Origin of the sequence: Anoxybacillus sp. B2M1 (genome assembly GCF_001634265.1) — a bacterium.
Taxonomy (GTDB): Bacteria; Bacillota; Bacilli; order Bacillales; family Anoxybacillaceae; genus Anoxybacteroides; species Anoxybacteroides rupiense.
This window is the reverse complement of record NZ_CP015435.1, coordinates 2,092,873-2,114,170: the sequence shown is the minus strand read 5'-3', so window position 1 is coordinate 2,114,170 and position 21,298 is coordinate 2,092,873. Positions and strand designations below refer to the sequence as shown.

Below are 21,298 nucleotides of genomic sequence, written 5' to 3'. Positions count from 1 at the left end.
TTATTTGATGATGCGCGCAGCTCTATTGGTAAAATCAACATCGCAATAATAGCTATTCTTAACAAGAACATTTGGGCCGAGGCATTGCACCGATGGACAGTGGCAATTCAGTTGTTGGGCAAGCGAAGAATTCATCCATCTTTCATACGCCTCAAGCAGAGAGTGATGCTGGATATTGCCGAGTGATGGTTCGTCGCCGAAGTCCGTTACAATAATGTCTCCAGTAAAAATGTTGACATTTAAGCGGGACCGACCATCTGGATCGTTGCGCACAGTCACATTTTTGCTCGCATATAGCCGTTTCAGTAAGGCGAGATCGTCTTCGTTGCTGCTGCAAGGATAAAATGGCAGCGTTCCGAAGAGCATCCAGACGTTTTCATCGCGAATATCCAGCAAATAATGAATGGCTTTCCGCAGCTCATCAAGCGACAGCGCTTCTAGCGCACTGGCAAAGTCGCTCGGGTACATCGGATGCACCTCATGCCGCTTACATTGCATTTCATGAACAATTTGATTATGAATGTTTTTTAAATGCGGCAATGTCCGTTTATTGAGCATCGTTTCGGCAGAGACGATAACTCCCATTTGTGAAAGAGCTTTGGCGTTTTCAATCATTCGTTCAAAGTAGGCTTCGCGCTGGCGGATGTTTGGCTTTCGTTCCATCATGGCAAACCCGCCTTCAACAAAATCCTCCATTGTGCCCCAGTTATGAGAAATATGAAGCACATCTAAATATGGAATAATTTTTTCATAGCGCTCCAAATCCAGCGTTAAGTTGGAGTTGATTTGTGTCCGCACTCCGCGTTCGTGGGCATATTTCAATAATGGAACGACATACTCGTTAACCGACTTGAGCGAAAGCATCGGTTCCCCGCCTGTAATACTTAACGAACGCAAATATGGAATTTCTTCCAGACGCCGGATAAGCAGATCAAGAGGCAATGCTTTAGGATCTTTCGTTTGTAATGTATAACCAACAGCGCAATGTTCACAGCGCATATTACATAATGTGGTGGTCGTAAATTCGACATTGGTTAACTGCAATGAACCGTATTGCTGAACATCCAGATAGGCCTCCCATGGGTCAAAGGATGGACTAATCGGTTCCAGTGTTAAACGAGCCATATCATTCTCCTTTACTATTTAAAGTCCATTCATCTTCATTATAGTTGATTGTCATTTCTTGAACAATCATGTACGATGAAAGGGAGAAAGGAGAGAAACGTAGTGGGTAACGCCGTTTATGAGAAAGAAAGACAATTGAAATATCTAGAGGAGCGTTTCAACATGCTGCTGCACATGCTTGATTCGCTAGATCCAGAGGCTGCGGATTTAGAGGATATTGATCGGCTCATTGCCGTCATTGATTCGCTCGAAATGAAATATGAACAATTCAAAAAAAGCTGGTAAAAAGCCGTCATACGGCTTTTTTCTTTTTTCCAATGCCATCCGTTTTCATCCATCACTAAAAAGGAGTATAATAAAAAAGAAGTCGAACGATGGATACATATGATGCACAAAGGGGAAGGGGCGTTTAGGATGGAAAAATTTCAAGAAAGTATGTACCAGCTTATTGTTGAGACATCAACGAAGCTTCCAAAAGATGTTCGGCGGGCCATCGCTCGCGCCAAAGCAAGAGAAAATGCCGGAACTCGTGCCGCAATGGCTCTATCGACCATTGCTGGGAATATTAAAATGGCCGATGAAAATGTATCGCCTATCTGTCAGGATACAGGGCTGCCAACATTTAAAATTAAGGTTCCTGTCGGAGTGAATCAAATTCAAATGAAAGAGGCGATTCGCCAGGCGGTCGTGCAAGCGACAAAAGATGGCAAGCTTCGGCCAAACTCTGTCGATTCGCTAACAGGAGAAAACAGCGGCGACAACTTAGGAGTAGGTGTCCCAGTCATAAAATTCGAGCAATGGGAAAAGGACTATATTGATGTTCGTCTCATTTTAAAAGGCGGCGGCTGTGAAAATAAAAATATTCAATATAGCTTGCCTTGCGAATTGGAAGGACTTGGACGAGCCGGACGCGATTTAGATGGAATCCGCAAATGTATTTTGCATTCCGTATATCAAGCGCAAGGCCAAGGATGCAGTGCCGGATTCATCGGTGTCGGCATCGGCGGCGACCGTTCTTCCGGATATGATCTGGCAAAGGAACAGCTCTTTCGTTCTGTGGATGATGTCAATCCGAACGAAGAACTTCGCCAGTTAGAAGAATACATTATGGAAAATGCTAATAAGCTTGGCATCGGCACAATGGGATTTGGCGGTGAAACGACGCTTCTTGGCTGTAAAATTGGTGTGATGCATCGTATTCCGGCTAGCTTCTTCGTTTCTGTTGCCTATAATTGCTGGGCATTCCGTCGTCTTGGAGTGAAGATTCATCCAGAAACAGGGGAAATTCAAGAATGGCTCTATCAAGACGGAGAAGATGTGGATTTTGCCGAAGAATTAGAGAAGGTGGAAGAAAAAGCTTCGACAGGAGTGGGAGAATCACGTGAAATTGTGCTCGAAGCGCCGATTACAGAAGAGCAGATTCGCCAGTTGAAAGTCGGCGATGTGGTTCGCATTAATGGCATGATCTATACAGGACGTGATGCGATTCATAAATATTTAATGGATCATGATGCTCCGGTTGATTTAAATGGACAAATTATTTATCATTGCGGTCCAGTTATGCTGAAAGATAAAGAAGGCAAATGGCATGTGAAGGCGGCAGGGCCGACAACAAGCATTCGCGAGGAGCCTTATCAAGGTGACATTATGAAAAAATTCGGCATTCGCGCGGTGATTGGAAAGGGCGGCATGGGAGCGAAAACATTGGCCGCATTAAAAGAACATGGCGGCGTTTACTTAAATGCGATCGGTGGAGCAGCACAATATTATGCGGACTGTATCAAATCGGTCGAGGGTGTCGATCTGTTAGAATTCGGTATTCCAGAAGCGATGTGGCATTTGAAAGTGGAAAACTTTACCGCCGTCGTGACAATGGACTCTCATGGCAACAGCCTTCACGAGGATGTCGAAAAATCGTCATTAGAAACATTAGCGCAATTTAAAGAGCCGGTATTTAAATAAGCGGAAAAAACAAGGGTGTAGACAAAATCCATGTTGAGCTTGTCTGCAACCACTTTACGCATCATCTATTCCTGATCGTCCTAACTTGACAAGGCTTGGCCGATAAGAAACACAGCCGAGCGAGAAAACGAATCAAGGAAGCATCATGAAAGTGTTTGATAACAGTCTGAACCGCTAGCGATCAACGCTAGCGGTTTTTTTGCAGAAAATGGATTGACTAAGCAGCTCGCATAAAGAAAACCCTAATTATAGCGAATTTATTTTTAGGGGAGGGAAACAATGAAGCGACTTGTTTTATTTTTATCTTTATGGATGGTGGCCATTCCGCTCATGTCACAGACAGCTTACGCAACTGCCAACACCCCCATTCATTGGGGATTTGCCAAAAGCAAAGATCATAAGCCGCCGTCTGCCGGAAAGGAATGGAGCGAACTGCTTGTCAAATACGATGGTTTTTATATAGGAAATACGCAAAAAAAGGAGATTTATTTAACTTTTGATAACGGATATGAAAATGGCTATACGGCACAAATTTTAGATGTACTTAAGCAAAAGAGGGTACCAGCCACCTTTTTTGTGACAGGACATTATTTAGAAACGGCGCCTGATTTGGTCAAACGCATGGTGAAAGAAGGGCATATCGTCGGTAATCACTCTTGGCATCATCCTGATTTAACGCAAGTAAGCGATGAGCGCCTGCGCAAAGAATTGGAATCCGTACGGCAAAGAACAGCGGAATTGACGGGACAAAAAGGCATGATGTACCTTCGTCCTCCACGGGGCATTTTCAGTGAGCGAACGATGGCCGTCGCTCGTGAGCTCGGCTATTACCATGTCTTTTGGTCGCTTGCCTTTGTCGACTGGAATACCGACCAGCAAAAAGGCTGGAAATATTCTTATGATCAGATTATGAAGCAAATTCATCCAGGAGCGATTATTTTGCTTCATACCGTTTCTAAAGATAATGCGGATGCGCTTGCCAAAGTAATTGATGATTTGCGCAAGCAAGGGTATACTTTTAAAAGTCTCGATGACTTAATGGCAGAAAAAATGCGTTTTCATCCGTTGCTCTTTACCCTTTGAGCTTTTGTTCAAAGGGTTTTGTTTCGTATAATGAAAGAAAAAAGGAAGGAACGGACATGTGGCAACAACATATAAAAGTAAGCGCTCCTTATGATTTTTCACGCGTATTGGAAAGGTTGGCGTTAGACCCTCTCACAGTGGCCGATGTTGAACGCCAGCGACTGGCTGTACCGCTTTATATCCGTGATGTTCCAGTGGCGGTTTTCGTACAAAGCATCGGTGATAAAAACAATCCGGCGTTTTTGGTTGAAGCGGAACACGAAGAGCTGAAGGAGGAAATTGTCAAAAGAATTTCCGATATTTTTCAATGGAATGTGCCGCTTGCGCCGATTCACCAACATTTTTTGCAAACAGAATTGCGCGAGCTGTTTCTTGAGCATGAAGGAACACCGCTCATTTTGGACTTCGATCTTTATTTTTGTCTGATGAAGTGCTTTATTCACCAACAGCTTCATTTAAAAGTGGCCTATCGTTTAACCGAACGGTTTGTGAAAGCTTTTGGAACGGAAAGAGAGGGAATCTGGTTTTATCCGCGGCCCGAGAAAATTGCCGCGCTTCATTATGATGATCTGCGGTCATTGCAACTCAGCGGTAAAAAGGCGGAATACATTATCCATACATCGCGGCTGATGGTGGAAGGGAAGCTGCGCTTGAGCGAACTGCAGCATGCGGAGGACGCGGAAGTGGCCAACATGCTGCTCCCGATTCGCGGCATTGGTCCATGGACAGTGCAAAATTTTCTTTTGTTTGGACTTGGACGCCCTAATCTGTTTCCAAAAGCCGATATCGGGCTGCAGCGAGCCATTCAAAAATTACTTCACTTAGAAACCAAGCCTTCTTTTGAGCAAATGGAGGCACTTGCTCAAAAATGGGAGCCGTATTTAAGCTATGCCTCGCTGTATTTATGGAGAAGCATTGAATAGGAGTTGAAAGCATGGGGAAAACAGCGATTACCATTCAGAAAGGACAACAATTTCCGTTGACGATTAAGCGGCTTGGCATCAATGGGGAAGGAGTCGGTTATTTTAAAAAGCAGGTTGTTTTTGTGCCAGGAGCGCTTCCAGGAGAAGAGGTCGTGGTAGAGGCGACAACTATTCATCCAAAATACGCTGAGGCGAAGATTAAAAAAATACGCAGATCGTCCGCTCATCGCGTCGCTCCGCGTTGTCCCGTTTACGAGCAGTGCGGAGGTTGCCAGCTTCAGCATTTCGATTATCAAGCGCAGCTTGAGGCGAAGCGTGATATTGTCATCCAAGCGTTTGAACGGCACTGCCGCATTCCTGTGGAAGCGTTGGAGATCAAGCCGACCATCGGCATGGAAGACCCATGGCATTACCGCAATAAAAGCCAATTTCAAGTCGGAAAGCGGAATGAAAATGTCATTGCCGGTCTGTATGGAATGGGCTCCCATCAATTAATTGATATCGCGGAATGCGTCATCCAGCATCAAGCTACAAATCGAGTAACGGCGATCGTCAAAACGATTTTAGAGGATTTACGCATCCCGATTTACAACGAGCGGAAACGGACGGGAATTGTGCGCACCATTGTTGTCAGAGTTGGCTTTCACACAAAAGAAGTGCAGCTTGTGTTCATTACCGCCAAAAAAGAACTGCCACGGAAAGAGCTGCTGATTTCAGAGATTCAGCGCCGGCTTCCGGAGGTGAAGTCAATCATGCAAAACGTGAACGGCCAGAAAACATCGCTTATTTTTGGCGAAGAGACATTTTTGCTTGAAGGGGAAGAGTACATTCAAGAGGTGCTTGGCGATCTTTCATTCGAGCTCTCGGCTCGCGCTTTTTTTCAATTAAATCCTGTGCAAACTGTCAAGCTCTATGATGAAGTGAAAAAAGCAGCAAGGCTGACAGGACACGAAAAAGTGGTTGATGCATATTGCGGTGTCGGGACGATCGGGCTTTGGCTCGCGAAAGATGCCGGGGAAGTGCGCGGAATGGACACGATTCGTGAAGCGATTGAGGATGCACGCAAAAACGCTGCGCGCCACGGATTTCACCACGCGGTATATACGGTCGGAAAAGCAGAACATATTCTGCCAAAGTGGGTGAAAGAAGGCTGGCGCCCCGATGTGGTGATCGTCGACCCGCCGCGCACCGGCTGTGACGAAGCTTTATTGCGCACCATTCTTCAGGTCAAGCCATCCAAAATCGTCTACGTCTCCTGTAACCCATCAAGCCTCGCGCGCGACATTGACCGGCTATCCAAAACGTATCAAGTCGACTACATCCAGCCCGTTGACATGTTCCCGCACACCGCGCATGTGGAGTGTGTGGCGAAACTAACCTTGAAATTGTAAAGAACTAATAAAGTCCTGCCATATAAAATAAACTCCTGCCAAAATCAAAATAAAGTTGTGCGAAAGGGCAGGAGCAAGGCAGGGGAAAGGAAAGAGGGAAAAGGGAAAACCCTTGTTCCTCAAGCCTTTCCCCTCATTCCCTGTCACAACTTTATTCTCAATCATAATAAAGTTCTGCCAGAAAAAATCGAATCAAAAATCGAGAAAATGAGTGATTTGTGCACGACTTTATTATGAATGGAAAAATATAGGTGGAGCAGGAATGAGGGATGAAGGGGTGGAGAGTAGCAAGGGTTTATTATTACTGAACAAGAAAAAATTAAGCAGGAAATGCTTTTGTTTCCTGCTTTATTCAATCACTAATTTTACTGCATGTATTTTGAATTCTTTATCAAAACGTCTAGCCATTATAGACACTCCCTATGATTGATAGATTTACTATACATTTCTCTATTCGTTGTGTCTATAATCTAGACTAACATCAGGCCAAAGTACCCAAGAGAAGTTCAATCTTGGGCGAATGAGTTGGATGTCCTCCTTACATTTATGGATTATCTAAACAGTATTCGAAGTGTGATTACACGACGAATGACATCGAACGAACGATCAAGGAGATTGAGAAACGTCTAAAGTCGATGAACAGTTTAAGCAGCCTAGAAGCCGCGGAAAAAGTCGTATATTGGCGATACAAGACTTTAATGAGAAGTGGGTCGAAAGGAAACTTCGAGGATTTGACGAAGTGAAGGAAGTCCTTCAACGAATGTTTGAAGAAATTTATCATTAACTAAATACTGTAAATCTAAAATAGAGGATTCTCCTTTTTCCCACATAAGACTGAATATTCAGCCTTATGTAGAGGAGAAAACCGGTTTCCTATCCATTCCAAATCCATTTCAGAGATATCATATCTATCCTGAAAACAAACCCCTTCTAGCTCTCGGAATATCATATTTCCTGTATTTGGAATTTAACAAGAATGTATCGTTGAGATTTTATCACTCGTCTATGCACCTTATGCTGTTACTTTTTCCAGTTTTACTTGCTTGACGGATGATTTTCGATTCTCGTCATTTATTGAGGTAGTCTGTACCTAGCTCTTTATACGGTTCTCTTGGTGTTAACATGTAATAGATCATGACTAGAATGGAACGCGCAACTGCCACAGCGGCTCGGTTTTTTCCTCGTCTCGCGGCGATTCGATGGTATTTGGCCGAAAGATACGTGTCCTTTTGTCTCGAGGCAGCTCGAGCGGCTTCCACTAAGCTTGATCGAAGTTTCTTGTTTCCCTTCGTCGTTCGTCTTGACATGCGTTTCCCGGCATTTTCATGATTCCCTGGAGCTAGCCCCGCCCATGAGACCAGATGTTGAGCAGAAGGAAAGTGGCTCATGTCTGTTCCGATTTTCGCTAAAATTTGTTGGGCGTTTTGCTTTCCAGTGCCGGGAATCGTGTCCATCAGCTCCAGGTCTTCTTCAAAAGGGCGCATTCGCTCCTCTATTTCTGCATCCAATCGAGCAATCGCCGCATCAAGAAACTCGATGTGGCGAAGCTGTTCCGAAAGCATCATTCGCTGATGATGACCGATTAATCCTTTGAGCGCGTGTTGAAGTCCTTGCGTTTTATTTTTGAGCGCTCTTTCGCCAATGCAGACAACAAAATCGGATCACTCGTCCCATCGACTAACAACTAACACCTTGATGATCGCCCGTGACGAAACTCTGTTGATATCGGAGATGACCGCGAAAAGTTTGAGGTTCGCTCCTTCTCACGCTTTTACATCCGATTCAACTCCTGGGCTCGTTCTTTAATGAGGCTGCGACGGTAGCGAACGAGTTCACGCCATTCACGTTAATCTCGATTCGGAATATAGCTACCTTTAAGAAGACCGTACCGCAAAAGATCCGCAATCCATTCCGCATCTTTGACATCCGTCTTTCGACCCGGAACCGCTTTGATGTGCTAAGCATTAACGACCAAGACTTCGAATGATTCCGTTTCAAGCAGATTATATACCGGTTTCCAGTATACGCCGGCCGATTCCATCGCCATATGAGTGACGTTCTTTTGCTTGAGCCAATCCACCAATGTATCAAATGTTTGAAAATCCTTGCCTTCTGGGGTGAGTGCACAGGCTACAATCGATTTTTTGTACACATCCAATCCGCAACAACGTTCATAGAGTACTTGCATCGAGAAAACCTCCTTGCGATCGATGTTGGGATGAACGGTTGGTGCAGTAACCTCTTTGTGAGCATTCTATCCTGCGTGCTTCCGAAAAGGAGTGACATTCTGTAGTGCACCAAGCTACCGGGGTCCGTCTACCTTTCAGACTCACGGTACTAGATAGGAAACGACCTCATGACCCCAGCCGCAAGGAGATACTTCGACAAAATTGGTTTTCATCCTTCCGCTGGTGATGCATTTTTTCATCATGGGTGTCTATCTTGCAATACACAAAATTCTTGAAGGTACCCAAAAGCTGTATTTATAAAATTATATATTTAACAATTCAAGACTATTATTATGTTTATAAAGTGATATATAGTAATCATTACTTGTAATTAATTCTTCATGTTTCCCTTGTGCAACGATTTCTCCATCATCCATAACAATTATTCTATCGGCATTTTTAATTGTTGATAATCGGTGGGCAATTATGATACGAGTAGCATTTAATTTTGATAAATGATCATCAATCTTTTTCTCTGTGATACTATCAAGGGCATTGGTTGCTTCGTCAAAAATAATAATCTTAGGATTACCAACTAAAGCTCTAGCAATAGAGATACGTTGAATTTGGCCACCAGAAAAATTTTTAGCTTGTTCAGAGATAATTGTATGATAATTTAAAGGTAATTTCATTATCTCTTCATGAATCTCCGCAATTTTAGCAGCTTCGATTACCATATCTAAAGTTACACCTTCCCTATTAGCAACAATATTCTCAAAAATTGATTTATTAAATAGATATGGTTTTTGGGTTACAATACCAATCTGTTTTCTTAATGTAGGTTTGTCTAATGAAGAAATATCCTTTTTATCATATAGTATTATTCCATTTTTTAGTGGATATATACCTAGTATTAAATTTGCTAATGTACTTTTACCTGACCCAGATTTACCTACAATAGCTACTTTTTCCCCTGCTGATATATGAAAGCTGGCATTATTAATAACATTTTTCCCATACTGTGTAAAAGAAAAAGAAACATTCTGAAACTCAATTTCTCCCTGTATAATATGCTTTTCTTTTGTTTCTTCAGTTATTTCAAGAGGAGTATTAAATACATCTTGTAGGCGCTTTAAGTAAACTTTTAATTGATAATATGCTTCAATTTGCATAATCAAAGAATTAGAAGTATTTAAAAAATACGCAGAAATAGTTTGAAAAGCAATTAATTCACCAAGTGTAATTATTCCATTTAAAACACTTTGCATACCTACTAACAATATAAAAACTGGAATAAAAAAATTAAAACTTGATGAGATTGCGGTAACAATTCCAATTAATCTTTCTCTATTCACAAATGCCGTCGAAAAATTATTATACATATCCTTCCATTTTTGTGAATATGTTTGTTCTAGTCCTGAAGATTTTATATCATGGATGCCCATTATACTTTCACTTTGAAAAGAATATAATTTTGTATCCTCAAAAACTTCAAGCCGATTCAAATCATTCATTCTACTTCGAAAAGAAAAAATAGTCAAAGCTAATAGACTGGTTAGTGCCATTAATAGTAATGCTAACATAGGAGATTTATTGAACATATAGACAAAAATAGTTATAACTAAAATCATATCTAAAAGACTTTTCATGAATTGAGATGAGAGCACATTTCTAATCGATCTTAAATTTGAAAAACGATAGAGAAGATCTGCTGACTTTCTATTTTGAAAAAAAGTATATGGGACATTTAATAAGTGCGAAAAAAATTTCCAAGATAATTTAAAATCTAAGTATTCAAATAATTTGATAGACACTTCATTTCTTAATATATTAAAAGAAATGTAGGATATTAACGATAGTCCTATTGCTAATAATAATGTAACAAACGAAAAATCAGAAAACTTACTTGTGCTTCTATCTACAATATATTGGGTTAATAAAGGGGAAATTATTACAAAGCTTTGTAGAAAAATACTTAATAATAGCATACTTAGCAATAGTATTGGTTTCTTCCAAAGTAACGATAAATATGGTCTCCAAAGTGGTTTTGGTTTTTTCTTATAGAAATTATTATTAGGAATAACAGAAAGAATTGTTCCTGAAAAGTGTTTCTCTATTTCATCAGTTTTTAACTTTCTTCTACCTCTGTCTGGATCAACTATATGGAATTTTTTTCTTTTATATCCCTCGAATACTACAAAATGTTGATAATCCCAATGTAAAATTACAGGAAATTTCAATTTCTTTAGTTCCTCTGTATTCACCATAAAAGCTTTTGAGTCAAGGTCAAGCATATCACAAAGATTTGAGAGTACCGTTAAGGTCAAACCATCTCTACTGGTTCCAAATAAGTCTCTTAAATCAGATATATCGATATGTTTGCCAAAATAACTACTGATCATAGCTACACAAGCAATTCCACATTCGGATTCGTTCATTTGTTCAATATACGGTACTTTATTTTTCATATTTCATTTCATCTCCCTGTTTAATAATATATTAGCGATATAAACTGAAGAACTAACCTCTGTGTTTTTCAGGAAGTGTCTTTTTACTTTTAAATTTTGTCACGATTTTTGGGCTATCATGCAGCCTTCAATCTCTAAAAGATAGATCGTTCTGATATGTTAGATTATTTGTCTTAATTCTACAAAAAATTACAACAATTGCATCCTGAAATATTGCATTTTTGTATATTTTGTAAAAAAATAAAAAACAATCTAACAATTCTTTTTACTTTTTGGTATTATGAATTATATGGTGAATATACCATATAATTAAAATTTTTGAAAGAAAGGAGGGATTGATGTGGATGTAAACCAAATCATTGAAGCACTAAAAGATCCAAAGAAACGCAAAAATTTAAATCTTTCTCACCCTTCCGGAAATGGTTTCCAAGAAATGTCATTGGAAGAGATGAATTTTATTACTGGTGGAAATGGAACTGTTCAACCTCAAGTGACTCCTGTACTTACACCTTTTACTCCATACACACCTGCAATTTCAGGTGGTGCAGCAGTTTCTGCTGTTTCTGGTTTAGTAAGTTACACAAAAGATTGTATCTAAGATTAATAATTTAATAACATATCTTGCTTATGAAAGGAGTATGTAATTTGGACACTAATTCTATTATTATGTCTTGGAAAAATCCTAAATTAAGAAAAAAAGTCCAAGTTGAACATCCTGCGGGAAAAGGGTTTCAAGAACTTTCAGTTTCTGAAATGAATTTTATTGCTGGTGGAAACGTGACTGTTCAACCACAAGTCACTCCTGCAACTCCTATTATTTCAAAAATTTCAATGGGAGTTTCAGGTGCAGCGGCTTCTTTTGTAGTAAGTTATATTTCATCAGCAGCTTTTGATTGCAGAGATTAATTTTAGAAATAGTAAAGACTACTTTTTTTAAAGAAAAGAGTAGTCTTTACTAATACAAAGAGGTGATTTTATTTGAAACTTGAAAATACGTTATTTAAAGAAGTTTTATGTGCAAAATCTTTTATATCTAGTCTTACCATTGAGCAGAGATACCATTTTTTTCTTGAAAAAGCTAAACAAAATAAACTAAAGTTTAATGAAAAGGCACAAATTGAGTGGATGAATCGGACAACGGTTCTTAATGAAGAAAATTTTGCAGACATGCTAAAATTTAAGGAATACGACATAGTAGCCTATTCTAATGCTATAAACGAAGATTTAACAGAATATGAGAATGAATTGGCGGAAATAGTAAGGAGCGAAAAATGGTTTCAACAACTAAACCAAATATTGACTAATGCTTTTGAGAAAGATTTTAATTACAAAAAGGAATACGGATATTCATATATCTTTCGTCCTTTTATTATATATGCAAGAGAACAAATCGAGAATTATATAAATAGTAACGCTAACTTTGTATGCTTTAGCGCTCTAAAGAGTTTAGTAGATTCATTAGCTTCTAAACTAATACGTATGTCTTCTAAAACTTTAATATTAGAGTTGAATATTTCAAAATTAAAGCAAGAATTAAAAGGTGATACACCTGAAGAAAGGTTTCACTCGTTTATAGAACAAAAAGGTACTAAAGAAAATCTAATTGAGTTTTTTAATGAGTACTCCGTACTTGCTAAATTAATGTTGAATGAAACATTATTATTCACAAATAATACTATAGAGTTACTAGAACGAATAAAGGATAACAAACAAACTCTAATAGATTCTTTTAATATCCCAACATCTGAATTCAAGTTGAGAAATATTCAATTTGGTGAAGGTGATACTCACGACAAAGGAAGGTCTGTAGGAATATTAGAACTTGAAAGCGGTCAAAAGATTGTATATAAGCCTAAAAAATTACAAATTGTAAATGCCTATAATCAGTTAATAAAGCGTTTAAATCAAGAGAAGAACTTGCTAAAAATTAATACAGTTGAATCTATTATTAAAGAAGACTATACATTTGAAAAGTTTGTAGAATCAAAACCGTGTAATTCAGAAAAGGAAGTAGAAAATTATTACGAAAGATTTGGACAAATACTAGGGATAATGTACATGATCAATGGTAATGATTTGCATATGGAAAATGTTATTGCTTCAGGTGAACATCCGTATATTGTAGATTTAGAAACAATATTCCAAAGTCAAGTATCTTTTAACTATCCAGAAACAGCTGATCTCAAGAACAGGTTTATCATGCAAAGATGGGTTAATAGTACTTTAATGTTGCCAGAGAGAATCTTGCATACTGAAGTAGGAGATAAAATTGAATTAAGTGCTTTATCTGGTAAAGAACAGGTATTATCAAAAAAAGATTATCGTCTCAAAAATGATTTTACCGATAATGCTAAATATGAATTGGCTCCCATTAAACTATTTAATTCTAAAAATCTTGTATATCTAAATAACAAATTAGTAGATTATAAAGATTATGTGAATCATCTCATTAAGGGTTTTGTTAATGTATTACAATTTTTTTATAACCATAAAGATGAACTGTTACGAGAAGGTGGTTTGATTCAAAATTTCAAAGATTTAAGAATCCGATTGATTTTTAGAAATACACATATATATGCTCGTTTTTTAAATAGTATTTACCATCCAGATTACTTAAGAGATTATTACTATTTAGAGCAAATATTTGAAAATTTATGGGTATATCCAATTTCTAATAAACACCTTATTGAAGCTGAATATCGTGATCTAATGCGAGGAGATATACCAATATTTTTTACAGAAACCTCTACACTTTCAGTTTTTGATAGTGATAATAGTGAATATGAAAATGAACTGAAAATAACTGGAATGGACTTGGTTGTGAAAAAAATTAAAGATTTAAGTCAGGAAGATATTAAAAGGCAAGTAAGCATCATTAGAATTAAAACTGAAACAGCAAGTATTAATAAGCATAAGACTGAAGGGAAATTTGAAATAGTTAGTGATAAAGAAAAAGTAAAAAAAGAACTAATAGAACAAGCAATAAATATTGGTGATAAAATTGCAGAACATGGGGAAATTTGTGAAGAAAGTCAAACAATGTCATGGATAACAGTTAATGATGATGAAGAAAAAATGTGGGATGTTTCACCTATTGGAGGAGAATTATATCAAGGACTTGCGGGGATTTCTTTATTCTATCATTATTTATATAAGCTGACAAATGAAAAAAAATACAAGAAGTATCGAGATTATAGCTATAATATGAGTATGAAAATTGGAATGACATCGAAATATAATTCTGGTTTACAAGGATTTGCTTCCTTATTATATCCATCATTAAAGGTTTTAGAAAGCGGACCTGGAAGAAAGTATAAACAGGGAATTCAAGAAGTGTATACTTTTCTAGATAAATCTATTGATGTCTATTCAGGTGTGGATTGGATGCATGGAAAAAGTAGTGTCATCGAGCTTTTAATGTTGGCTTATGAATATAATAAAGATGAGGAATATTTATATCTAGCTACTAGATATGCACAACGAGTTCTAAATGAAATAAAAAAGACCAATATAATCAGTGGTCTAGGAGGACTCTCACATGGATATAGCGGTTTAGCAGCTACATTTACTAAAATTGGATATTTAACGAAAAGAGAGGATTTATTAGATTTTGGACTAGATATGTTATTAAAAGACCAACAACTTTTTGATGAAAAGGTAAATGGTTGGAAAGATCTTAGAAAAGAGGATATGAGTCCTAGTCATTATTGGTGTCACGGTTCTGTTGGAATTGGCTTAAGTAGATTAAAAATGATTAAATACTTAGATGATGGAAATTTAGGACTCCTAAAAGACATTAAACTTGTTAAAAATGCTTTAGATAAACTAGATAAACCTTTAAATGATGACTGTTTGTGTCATGGGAATATGGGGATAGCAGATTTTTATTTAGAACTTTATCTATATACAAATAAAACTGAACATTACGAAAAAGCACTTTCAATAGGGCAATATGTATTAAAAAATAAATTTAATATAGTAGAATTTGATGGTTTCTTGCCGGTAGGATTATTTAAAGGTTTAGCTGGTATTGGATATGAATTTTTAAGAATTGTGAATCCTCAAAATGTTCCATCTGTTTTGATACTAAATTAAAAATTAAGGAGATGAATTCCATTTGAAAAAGGTTTTTGCCTATGTTGGTTCTAGAAATCCCAATTCGAGAACATTATATAATACAAAAAAAATTATCAATAGTTTAGATAAAAAATATCCAAAACGTTTTAAGTTTGAAATTGTAACTCCAAATGAACTCTATGTCTCCCCTGCAACAGGCTGTAAAAATTGTTTCAACCATGGTTTTTGCCCAATTGAAGAGAAAAATATTGATCAGAGTAGTGAGCTTAAGGAAAAACTGTTAGATTCAGATTTCATTATCTTGGCAAGTCCAGTATATTCTCATAACGTATCTGCAGATATGAAAGCAGTGATTGATAGACTCTCATACTGGGGTCACCTTTTTCGTTTAGCTGGCAAGTCAGGTATTGTTTTAGCAACTGCCGATAATAATGGTGTTAACTTTGTATCAGATTATCTAGAAAAGGTTGCTATGGTCATGGGGTTAAATGTAATTGATAAATTAAGTATCACAGCCAACTCGCCGTTAAGCCAAGATTATTTAGAAGAATTGATTCAAGACATTTATGAATATGCATATAATATTCAAAAAATCGAAGTAGATGAACGAGCGGAAATGAGTTTCCAAACCTATAAAAAAATTTACCAGTCACTTCCTCTAACTTTGGCAGAACCTAAATATTGGAGGGAAAACGGGATGTTTGAACGTAATTCACTTCAAGATTATGTAAACGAAATAGTAAAAGCACGTCAATCTGTTTCAAATAAATAGTTTGAAAGAGGTAGAAAATGAATTCACACCGAAAATTTTATCTTTTGATGAGTGTTCTCTCCATTATTTTAGTAGCTTCTATGATATTTGATTGGTGGAGTTATTTACTCATTCTCTTATCGACCTTTTTGATTATGTACTCGGCTTTACTTATTCATGAAATCGGACATATGATTGCAGGTTTATTTCTAAAGTACAAATTTCAATATTTAATAATAGGTCCATTAATCATAACTAATAATGAAAAAATAACTATACATTTTAATGGTAACAAATCTATTTGGGGACAGTGTGCAATGTTCCCGACTTTCAAAGATTATGAAACCAGCAGAAAAGAATATATGTATTATCTAGCTGCAGGTAGTGGTTCTAATGTTGTAATTTTTCTGTTCTCTGTGATAATGTATTTTATCACTGGGCATTTACTATGGATAGTGTTAGCCATCAGTCATCTATTTATGGGGGGGGTAGCCTTTATTCCGGTTAAGGCGGAAGGAGTATATTATACCGATGGTCTTTCTTTCTTAATTTTACTGAAAAATAATGATACAAGTAAGTTATACTTTAATTTATTACAAATCTCTTATGCATTAACATTTTTCGAACAAATAAATCGGATTAGTCCACATAAAATAGAAGAGATTGAAAAAGAGACATTTGAACAGATAGACAGGCACTGGCGTCAGAATGAAATTCACCAAGAGCTTTTGATTTACTTACTTTACGAATTAGGTGTCTGGAATTTTATTGCGGAAAAGTATCAGAAATGTGTCGATCTTCTCGAACCACTTACCAACAAAGAAATGTCAAACAGGTTATTAAAACAAGAATTAATAACCATTTACTTATACGCTAAACGAGCATCTGGACAAAAGGTCGAGTTTGTGCATACTAATATAATGAGTGGCAATTCGGCATTTAGTAGCATAACAAATTTAAAAATGTCAGCACTCGCAGAGCTACTAAATCATAATCTAAATCGTAGTCTGAAAACTTTGGATTTAGCAATACGTGAAATAAAGCATAATAAGTATAAAATGCATAGTGAAGCTGCAGAAATTGCAGTTATTAATAAAATGAAAAAAATTGTAGAACATTGTCAAACATAGAATTAGAAAAACCGGGTATTAATCCGGTTTTTCCTATTTTGAGTACCCAGAAGATGAAGGGTGGATGTTGGAGAAAGTCTAATCCAAGTAAGTGCCAAGACACTTGAGTAGCTGATCGGCAATTGGTGGAGAAATCCTAGGTGTATGCCCGATGACAATGTAACTTCTTTTAGAGTGCTAGCAAATCAGCAGGTAGTAACATAAAGTTAATTCTGCTTCCTCTCAAAAGCATTTGATAATTGAATTAATCTACAAACACACTTAATTCATTAATATTGAGTGAGAGTGAAAGTGATCAGAGTTAGAGTATATTAATAACTAAAAATATTTAGAATTGTTTATAATATCAATTTACATAAAATGGTATATTATCAGTTTTATGAGATTTTTTACTCAATCCTAGAAACATGTTAGCTGAATGAAATAGGTTCATCAGACAGGCTCCTTCTTCCGCATACCAACTATCATGGCGATAGCGGAAGAAATGAGCACTTAGGCAGCCTGACTACCTGTAGTATTCCCTGTACACTCCAGAAATACACGAAGACGAAAACGTTCTAGATTTTGATAGCCATATGCCCGACGCTTAATGTTTTTGATCTTGTGATTCGTCCCCTCGATTCGTGCATTCGTATACGGGCACAAAAAGTATTGAAGAATGGGCTCCTTCCACCTTTCAAAGGTGTTAGCTGCTTGTTGAAAAGAAACAAAAGGGCTTTGCTAACCAAATCCATTCTTCCAAGCATTCTTTTGCTTGGTCATAATGATCGGTTCGGTAGAAATCTCGAAATAGCTCCTTGAGATAATAAGCGATCGAAAGTGCGGGATATTCCTCCAAGGTATCGTTCAATCGAAACTGCTGATTCTTACGAAGTTTTTCATACCCTTTTAACAGAAGGAATCTAGCTTTTTCAATCGCGGGAACTCTTTTCGCGCCTGATCCAAGGCGTGTGTCCCCTTTTGAACCACATGGTATTTATCGATAACAATCGAAGCAGATGGAAACAGAGCGCGAACCGCCTTGTGATAGGGTTCCCACATGTCAAGAATCACCGTTTGCACCATTTCTTTTGACTGGTTGATGGAAAATTGCCAAATCCCGTACTTTCCGTGTCCGTCTGTCGTGGACAGAGGAAGTGGCAAACCCACAATGAGAATAACGTTCCTGTGTCTCTGTTTTCTCTACATGAATCACATAACCATAGGAAAGAAGTTCTTGTTTAACAATTTGAAATTCTGGCAATCCTAGTGATATAGAAAGCACTTACGAGACCTCCTTAATGTTTGTTTCGTCGCTAACATTATTGCCAGGATCTCGTTAGTGCTTTCTCTTTTTTGTCACTAAATCACAAAATTTGGTGATGAACCAAATTTACTTCTTGCTGAACGGGGCCCATAGTAGAATAAGGCATACAAAACATCCGGGAACGTCAGTCCGAATGACAGACGTTTTTCTTTTGCTTTGGAGTGATCCATTATGAAAAAACGGAAGAAAGAACGGGAAATAGGGGTAGAAAAATGGCTCGACTTGAAGGCTGCCAAGCAATACGTACAAGCGAGTGCATGGAGTGATTAGAAGAAAATGTATCAAGATTGGCCATTTCGATGGAAAGTCAAAATGAAGTACGCAGTCGATGCCCTTGAACATCCGAAGCTCTTAGGTTCAATCTCGCTATTCATCCGAACCGTGTCCTGTGGTCATTTAAAGGAAAATTTTAGTTGAATTCATATGCTATATTTGGTATTATAAAATTTAGAAAATACAGAAATTTCGAGAGGAGGAAACTAAATCATATGGTTAAACATCTATCATTGTGTTTAGGGATCTTTCTACTCGGAATAGGATTATTGATTTTGCCTAAAGGTGTATCCGCCCATGATATGGAAGACAATTGGGCAAATAACGATACGATTGGCTATGGATATGAAACGGATGGCGGATATGTGATGGCTATTCAACGAATGCTAAAAGATACGTCATGGGGGTATAGTGCAGTCGATGGATATTGGGGTTCTAAAACTTATAATGGGGTGGTTAATTTTCAGAAAAGCGAAGGTATATCGGCTGATGGGATCGTTGGGCCTGTTACATGGGAAGAGTTTGAGGACTATCGGGTTTACGTTGGTTATTTAGGTTCCACTCGATATTATGAATGGAACTATAACTTAACTGACAGTTATCCGGCTACCTATTTGCGGGATGCATGTTATGGATGGTATATCGATGTGACGACTAACAATGACGAGGATTATTGGCATGTTGACCATGATTTTGAAAGATTAACCTATCTGTGCTTATAAGGAGGATTGATCAGAATCATGAAAAAGAAACGTCTCATAATCGGTGGTATGGCAGGAGCAGTACTTGCTGTTGCTATTGCTGGTTTTGTTCTACAAGAAAAAACAATATCGGCCGATTCCTATCAAAACAAGAAAGTGACAGAAGATACAAAAGTAAAGGTTGAACGTTTTAATGGAATTGCTCAGGATAAACTGTCGTTTAAAGCCAAAAAACCTACTGTGATTCCAGAAGGTGTGAAGGAACTAGAACCTAAAACAGAGGTAGTCACTAGGGGAAACAAACAATTAACGGTTGTCAAACAGGCATGGGTGGATAAAGATGCGGATAAGAAGTTAAAGTATCAGCAAAAAGAATTGTTAATTATTCAATCCGATGATGATGGAACAGTTAAGCCGATGGATATTCTTTCAGAAGGAGAAAACATTCAAGTAGCTGGCGTAGATGCCTGGTTGATTAAGCGGGGCGAACACAATCCTGTTCAATTGATATTTTGGAAAGATGGCCGTTACTTTAATGTGCGAGGTATGAACATCGAGGTTGACCAATTGATCAAAATTGCTGAATCCTTACAATAATCAAAATCACGGCTATTGCCGGATTTTTTTGTTTTTAAAGTTATAAAGTAGCATGATGAATGGGCCTTTATCATTCATTGAGTAATATCTCAATCAAGTGCAGAGAATCCTGCAGCAGCCATTTAGGAAAGAATCTATTTATGAAGAAAGTAATAACATTAAAAGTTGGTTTATTGTCCCATTCCAAATAATTTTTAACAATATTTCATAATGATGAGGCGAATGTGTGATAAAATAAAATTAAAAAAAGGGGGGCATTCACTTGTCTAAACTGCTTCAAGGGCTTATTTGTGTGTTGATGGGCTTTATTTTCTTCATGCTATCATTAACTTTATCGATGCCTACCATACTATGGTCGGTTTTACTTGGGGCAAGCATTATCATGAATATGGCAGGCACGGCTATTTTGCTGCGGTATATGAAAAAGACAAAAGAAAGTATTTGATTTTATTGGGCGACCTATATGCGAAGGTCGCTTTGTTTTTACAGCATTTGACCATGATAACCGAGAAGCAAAGGTGACAGGAAAAGATATATCATCAACATAAATTCCTATTGGTATTGGAGTGGTAAATAATGTAATTAGAAAAATTGGCTTTGTTTTTTATAATCACTGCCATTGGCGATACAATATAGCAAAGGCACAACGGATTCTTTCGCGGAGAAAGAAAGGTTCTGCACGCTGGGGAAAACAACGCTTAAAAGTGGCTAAACGACATGAAAAAGTAGCAAATCAACGAATGAACTTTCTTCATCACAAGTCAAAAGAATTAGTCATAACTTACGATGCTGTGATCATTGAGGACTTGGACATGAAAGGGATGTCTCAAGCCCTTCATTCCGGGAAAAGCGTTCATGATAACGGTTGGGGTATGTTCACAAAATTTTTAGAATACAAAATAAAAGAGCGAGGAAAACAACTGATAAAAATCGATAAGTGGTTCCCTTCAACGAAAAAGTGTTCTTGTTGCGGTAAAGAACAAGAAATGCCGTTATCCGAACGTGTGTACAAGTGTTCTTGCGGCGCTGTATTAGATCGAGATCACAATTCAGCGATCAGTATTAAAAACGAAGGATTACGCTTACTGGTGTTAGCATAAAAAATATAACTCTTGGAACGAGAAGATTCGCTCGGTCCATTTCCTGTCACTAGACGGGATTACCCGAGAAGCCCCCACTTCAATCAAATCGTAAGGTTGATAAGTGGTGGGTAGTTCACATATAGCATAGGTTGAGCATAGAAAATGAACGATTTATCTTCTAATTCACGAAAGAAGAAATAGACATTTTTTCTTTATATAATCATCATAACAAACGTAAAATAAGCTTAACGAACCGCGGCA

The 21,298-nt window shown here is 37.6% G+C and carries 15 protein-coding genes and 4 pseudogenes; 15 read left to right on the top strand and 4 right to left on the bottom strand.

What is annotated here, in order from left to right:
- Window positions 1-1,125, bottom strand: coding sequence for a radical SAM/CxCxxxxC motif protein YfkAB (yfkAB, locus tag GFC28_RS10265; RefSeq protein ID WP_044743844.1), 1,125 nt, complete (start codon window positions 1,123-1,125; stop codon window positions 1-3).
- A gap of 102 nt (window positions 1,126-1,227) precedes the next feature.
- On the opposite strand from yfkAB, the gene GFC28_RS10260 reads away from it, so the two are divergent.
- The 6 genes and pseudogenes from GFC28_RS10260 to GFC28_RS18875 form a co-directional block, all read left to right on the top strand.
- Entirely contained in the window at window positions 1,228-1,410 is a 183-nt protein-coding gene (locus tag GFC28_RS10260) for an SE1561 family protein (RefSeq protein WP_044743843.1), read from the top strand.
- Between the two features lie 129 nt (window positions 1,411-1,539).
- Entirely contained in the window at window positions 1,540-3,087 is a 1,548-nt protein-coding gene (locus GFC28_RS10255; protein WP_044743842.1) for a fumarate hydratase, read from the top strand.
- A 312-nt stretch (window positions 3,088-3,399) separates the two neighbouring features.
- Window positions 3,400-4,170, top strand: coding sequence for a delta-lactam-biosynthetic de-N-acetylase (pdaA, locus tag GFC28_RS10250; RefSeq protein WP_369818783.1), 771 nt, complete (start codon window positions 3,400-3,402; stop codon window positions 4,168-4,170).
- A gap of 56 nt (window positions 4,171-4,226) precedes the next feature.
- Window positions 4,227-5,093: a DNA-3-methyladenine glycosylase family protein gene (locus GFC28_RS10245; RefSeq protein ID WP_044743840.1), complete on the top strand. Its 867-nt coding sequence runs from the start codon at window positions 4,227-4,229 to the stop codon at window positions 5,091-5,093.
- A gap of 11 nt (window positions 5,094-5,104) precedes the next feature.
- Window positions 5,105-6,484 (top strand): 23S rRNA (uracil(1939)-C(5))-methyltransferase RlmD, encoded by a 1,380-nt coding sequence (gene rlmD / locus GFC28_RS10240; protein WP_044743839.1) that lies wholly within the window; start codon window positions 5,105-5,107, stop codon window positions 6,482-6,484.
- Window positions 6,485-6,973: 489 nt separating this feature from the next.
- Window positions 6,974-7,268: pseudogene (locus tag GFC28_RS18875) on the top strand (transposase); the annotation flags it as partial.
- A 295-nt stretch (window positions 7,269-7,563) separates the two neighbouring features.
- Here the strand turns inward: GFC28_RS18875 and GFC28_RS10235 are convergent.
- Window positions 7,564-8,672, bottom strand: a pseudogene (locus tag GFC28_RS10235) (IS110 family transposase); the annotation flags it as partial.
- Window positions 8,673-8,975: 303 nt separating this feature from the next.
- Window positions 8,976-11,120: a peptidase domain-containing ABC transporter gene (locus GFC28_RS10230; RefSeq protein ID WP_044741772.1), complete on the bottom strand. Its 2,145-nt coding sequence runs from the start codon at window positions 11,118-11,120 to the stop codon at window positions 8,976-8,978.
- A gap of 340 nt (window positions 11,121-11,460) precedes the next feature.
- Between GFC28_RS10230 and GFC28_RS19285 the strand changes: the two genes are divergently transcribed.
- The 5 genes from GFC28_RS19285 (at window position 11,461) to GFC28_RS10205 (ending at window position 17,078) form a co-directional block, all read left to right on the top strand.
- Window positions 11,461-11,718: a mersacidin family lantibiotic gene (locus tag GFC28_RS19285; protein ID WP_044741771.1), complete on the top strand. Its 258-nt coding sequence runs from the start codon at window positions 11,461-11,463 to the stop codon at window positions 11,716-11,718.
- A 47-nt stretch (window positions 11,719-11,765) separates the two neighbouring features.
- Window positions 11,766-12,026: a mersacidin family lantibiotic gene (locus GFC28_RS10220; RefSeq protein ID WP_052660906.1), complete on the top strand. Its 261-nt coding sequence runs from the start codon at window positions 11,766-11,768 to the stop codon at window positions 12,024-12,026.
- Between the two features lie 72 nt (window positions 12,027-12,098).
- A complete protein-coding gene (locus GFC28_RS10215) occupies window positions 12,099-15,215 on the top strand; it encodes a type 2 lanthipeptide synthetase LanM family protein (RefSeq protein ID WP_044741770.1) in 3,117 nt (1,038 codons plus the stop codon).
- A 22-nt stretch (window positions 15,216-15,237) separates the two neighbouring features.
- On the top strand, window positions 15,238-15,969 hold the full coding sequence (locus GFC28_RS10210; RefSeq protein ID WP_044741769.1) for a flavodoxin family protein: 732 nt from the start codon (window positions 15,238-15,240) through the stop codon (window positions 15,967-15,969).
- A 17-nt stretch (window positions 15,970-15,986) separates the two neighbouring features.
- A complete protein-coding gene (locus tag GFC28_RS10205; RefSeq protein ID WP_044741768.1) occupies window positions 15,987-17,078 on the top strand; it encodes a hypothetical protein in 1,092 nt (363 codons plus the stop codon).
- A gap of 492 nt (window positions 17,079-17,570) precedes the next feature.
- On the opposite strand, the pseudogene GFC28_RS20095 reads toward GFC28_RS10205, so the two are convergent.
- Window positions 17,571-18,342 (bottom strand): annotated as a pseudogene (locus GFC28_RS20095) (ISL3 family transposase).
- Between the two features lie 530 nt (window positions 18,343-18,872).
- On the opposite strand from GFC28_RS20095, the gene GFC28_RS10195 reads away from it, so the two are divergent.
- From GFC28_RS10195 to GFC28_RS10180, 4 genes and pseudogenes are all read left to right on the top strand, one after another.
- Entirely contained in the window at window positions 18,873-19,379 is a 507-nt protein-coding gene (locus GFC28_RS10195; RefSeq protein ID WP_044741767.1) for a peptidoglycan-binding domain-containing protein, read from the top strand.
- An 18-nt stretch (window positions 19,380-19,397) separates the two neighbouring features.
- Window positions 19,398-19,955 carry a DUF4367 domain-containing protein gene (locus tag GFC28_RS10190; protein WP_044741766.1) on the top strand — a complete coding sequence of 186 codons (558 nt, stop codon included), beginning with the start codon at window positions 19,398-19,400 and terminating at the stop codon, window positions 19,953-19,955.
- Between the two features lie 262 nt (window positions 19,956-20,217).
- On the top strand, window positions 20,218-20,400 hold the full coding sequence (locus GFC28_RS10185) for a hypothetical protein (RefSeq protein WP_080860161.1): 183 nt from the start codon (window positions 20,218-20,220) through the stop codon (window positions 20,398-20,400).
- Between the two features lie 187 nt (window positions 20,401-20,587).
- Window positions 20,588-21,055, top strand: a pseudogene (locus GFC28_RS10180) (RNA-guided endonuclease InsQ/TnpB family protein); the annotation flags it as partial.
- Window positions 21,056-21,298 lie beyond the last annotated feature (243 nt).

Excerpts from the sequence above, each read along its gene's own strand:
- rlmD (WP_044743839.1), top strand. The coding sequence starts at position 5,105 with ATGGGGAAAACAGCGATTACCATTCAGAAAGGACAACAATTTCCGTTG.
- GFC28_RS10190 (WP_044741766.1), top strand. The coding sequence starts at position 19,398 with ATGAAAAAGAAACGTCTCATAATCGGTGGTATGGCAGGAGCAGTACTT.
- GFC28_RS10245 (WP_044743840.1), top strand. The coding sequence starts at position 4,227 with ATGTGGCAACAACATATAAAAGTAAGCGCTCCTTATGATTTTTCACGC.
- GFC28_RS10255 (WP_044743842.1), top strand. The coding sequence starts at position 1,540 with ATGGAAAAATTTCAAGAAAGTATGTACCAGCTTATTGTTGAGACATCA.
- yfkAB (WP_044743844.1), bottom strand. The coding sequence starts at position 1,125 with ATGGCTCGTTTAACACTGGAACCGATTAGTCCATCCTTTGACCCATGG.
- pdaA (WP_369818783.1), top strand. The coding sequence starts at position 3,400 with ATGGTGGCCATTCCGCTCATGTCACAGACAGCTTACGCAACTGCCAAC.
- GFC28_RS10195 (WP_044741767.1), top strand. The coding sequence starts at position 18,873 with ATGGTTAAACATCTATCATTGTGTTTAGGGATCTTTCTACTCGGAATA.
- GFC28_RS10205 (WP_044741768.1), top strand. The coding sequence starts at position 15,987 with ATGAATTCACACCGAAAATTTTATCTTTTGATGAGTGTTCTCTCCATT.
- GFC28_RS10230 (WP_044741772.1), bottom strand. The coding sequence starts at position 11,120 with ATGAAAAATAAAGTACCGTATATTGAACAAATGAACGAATCCGAATGT.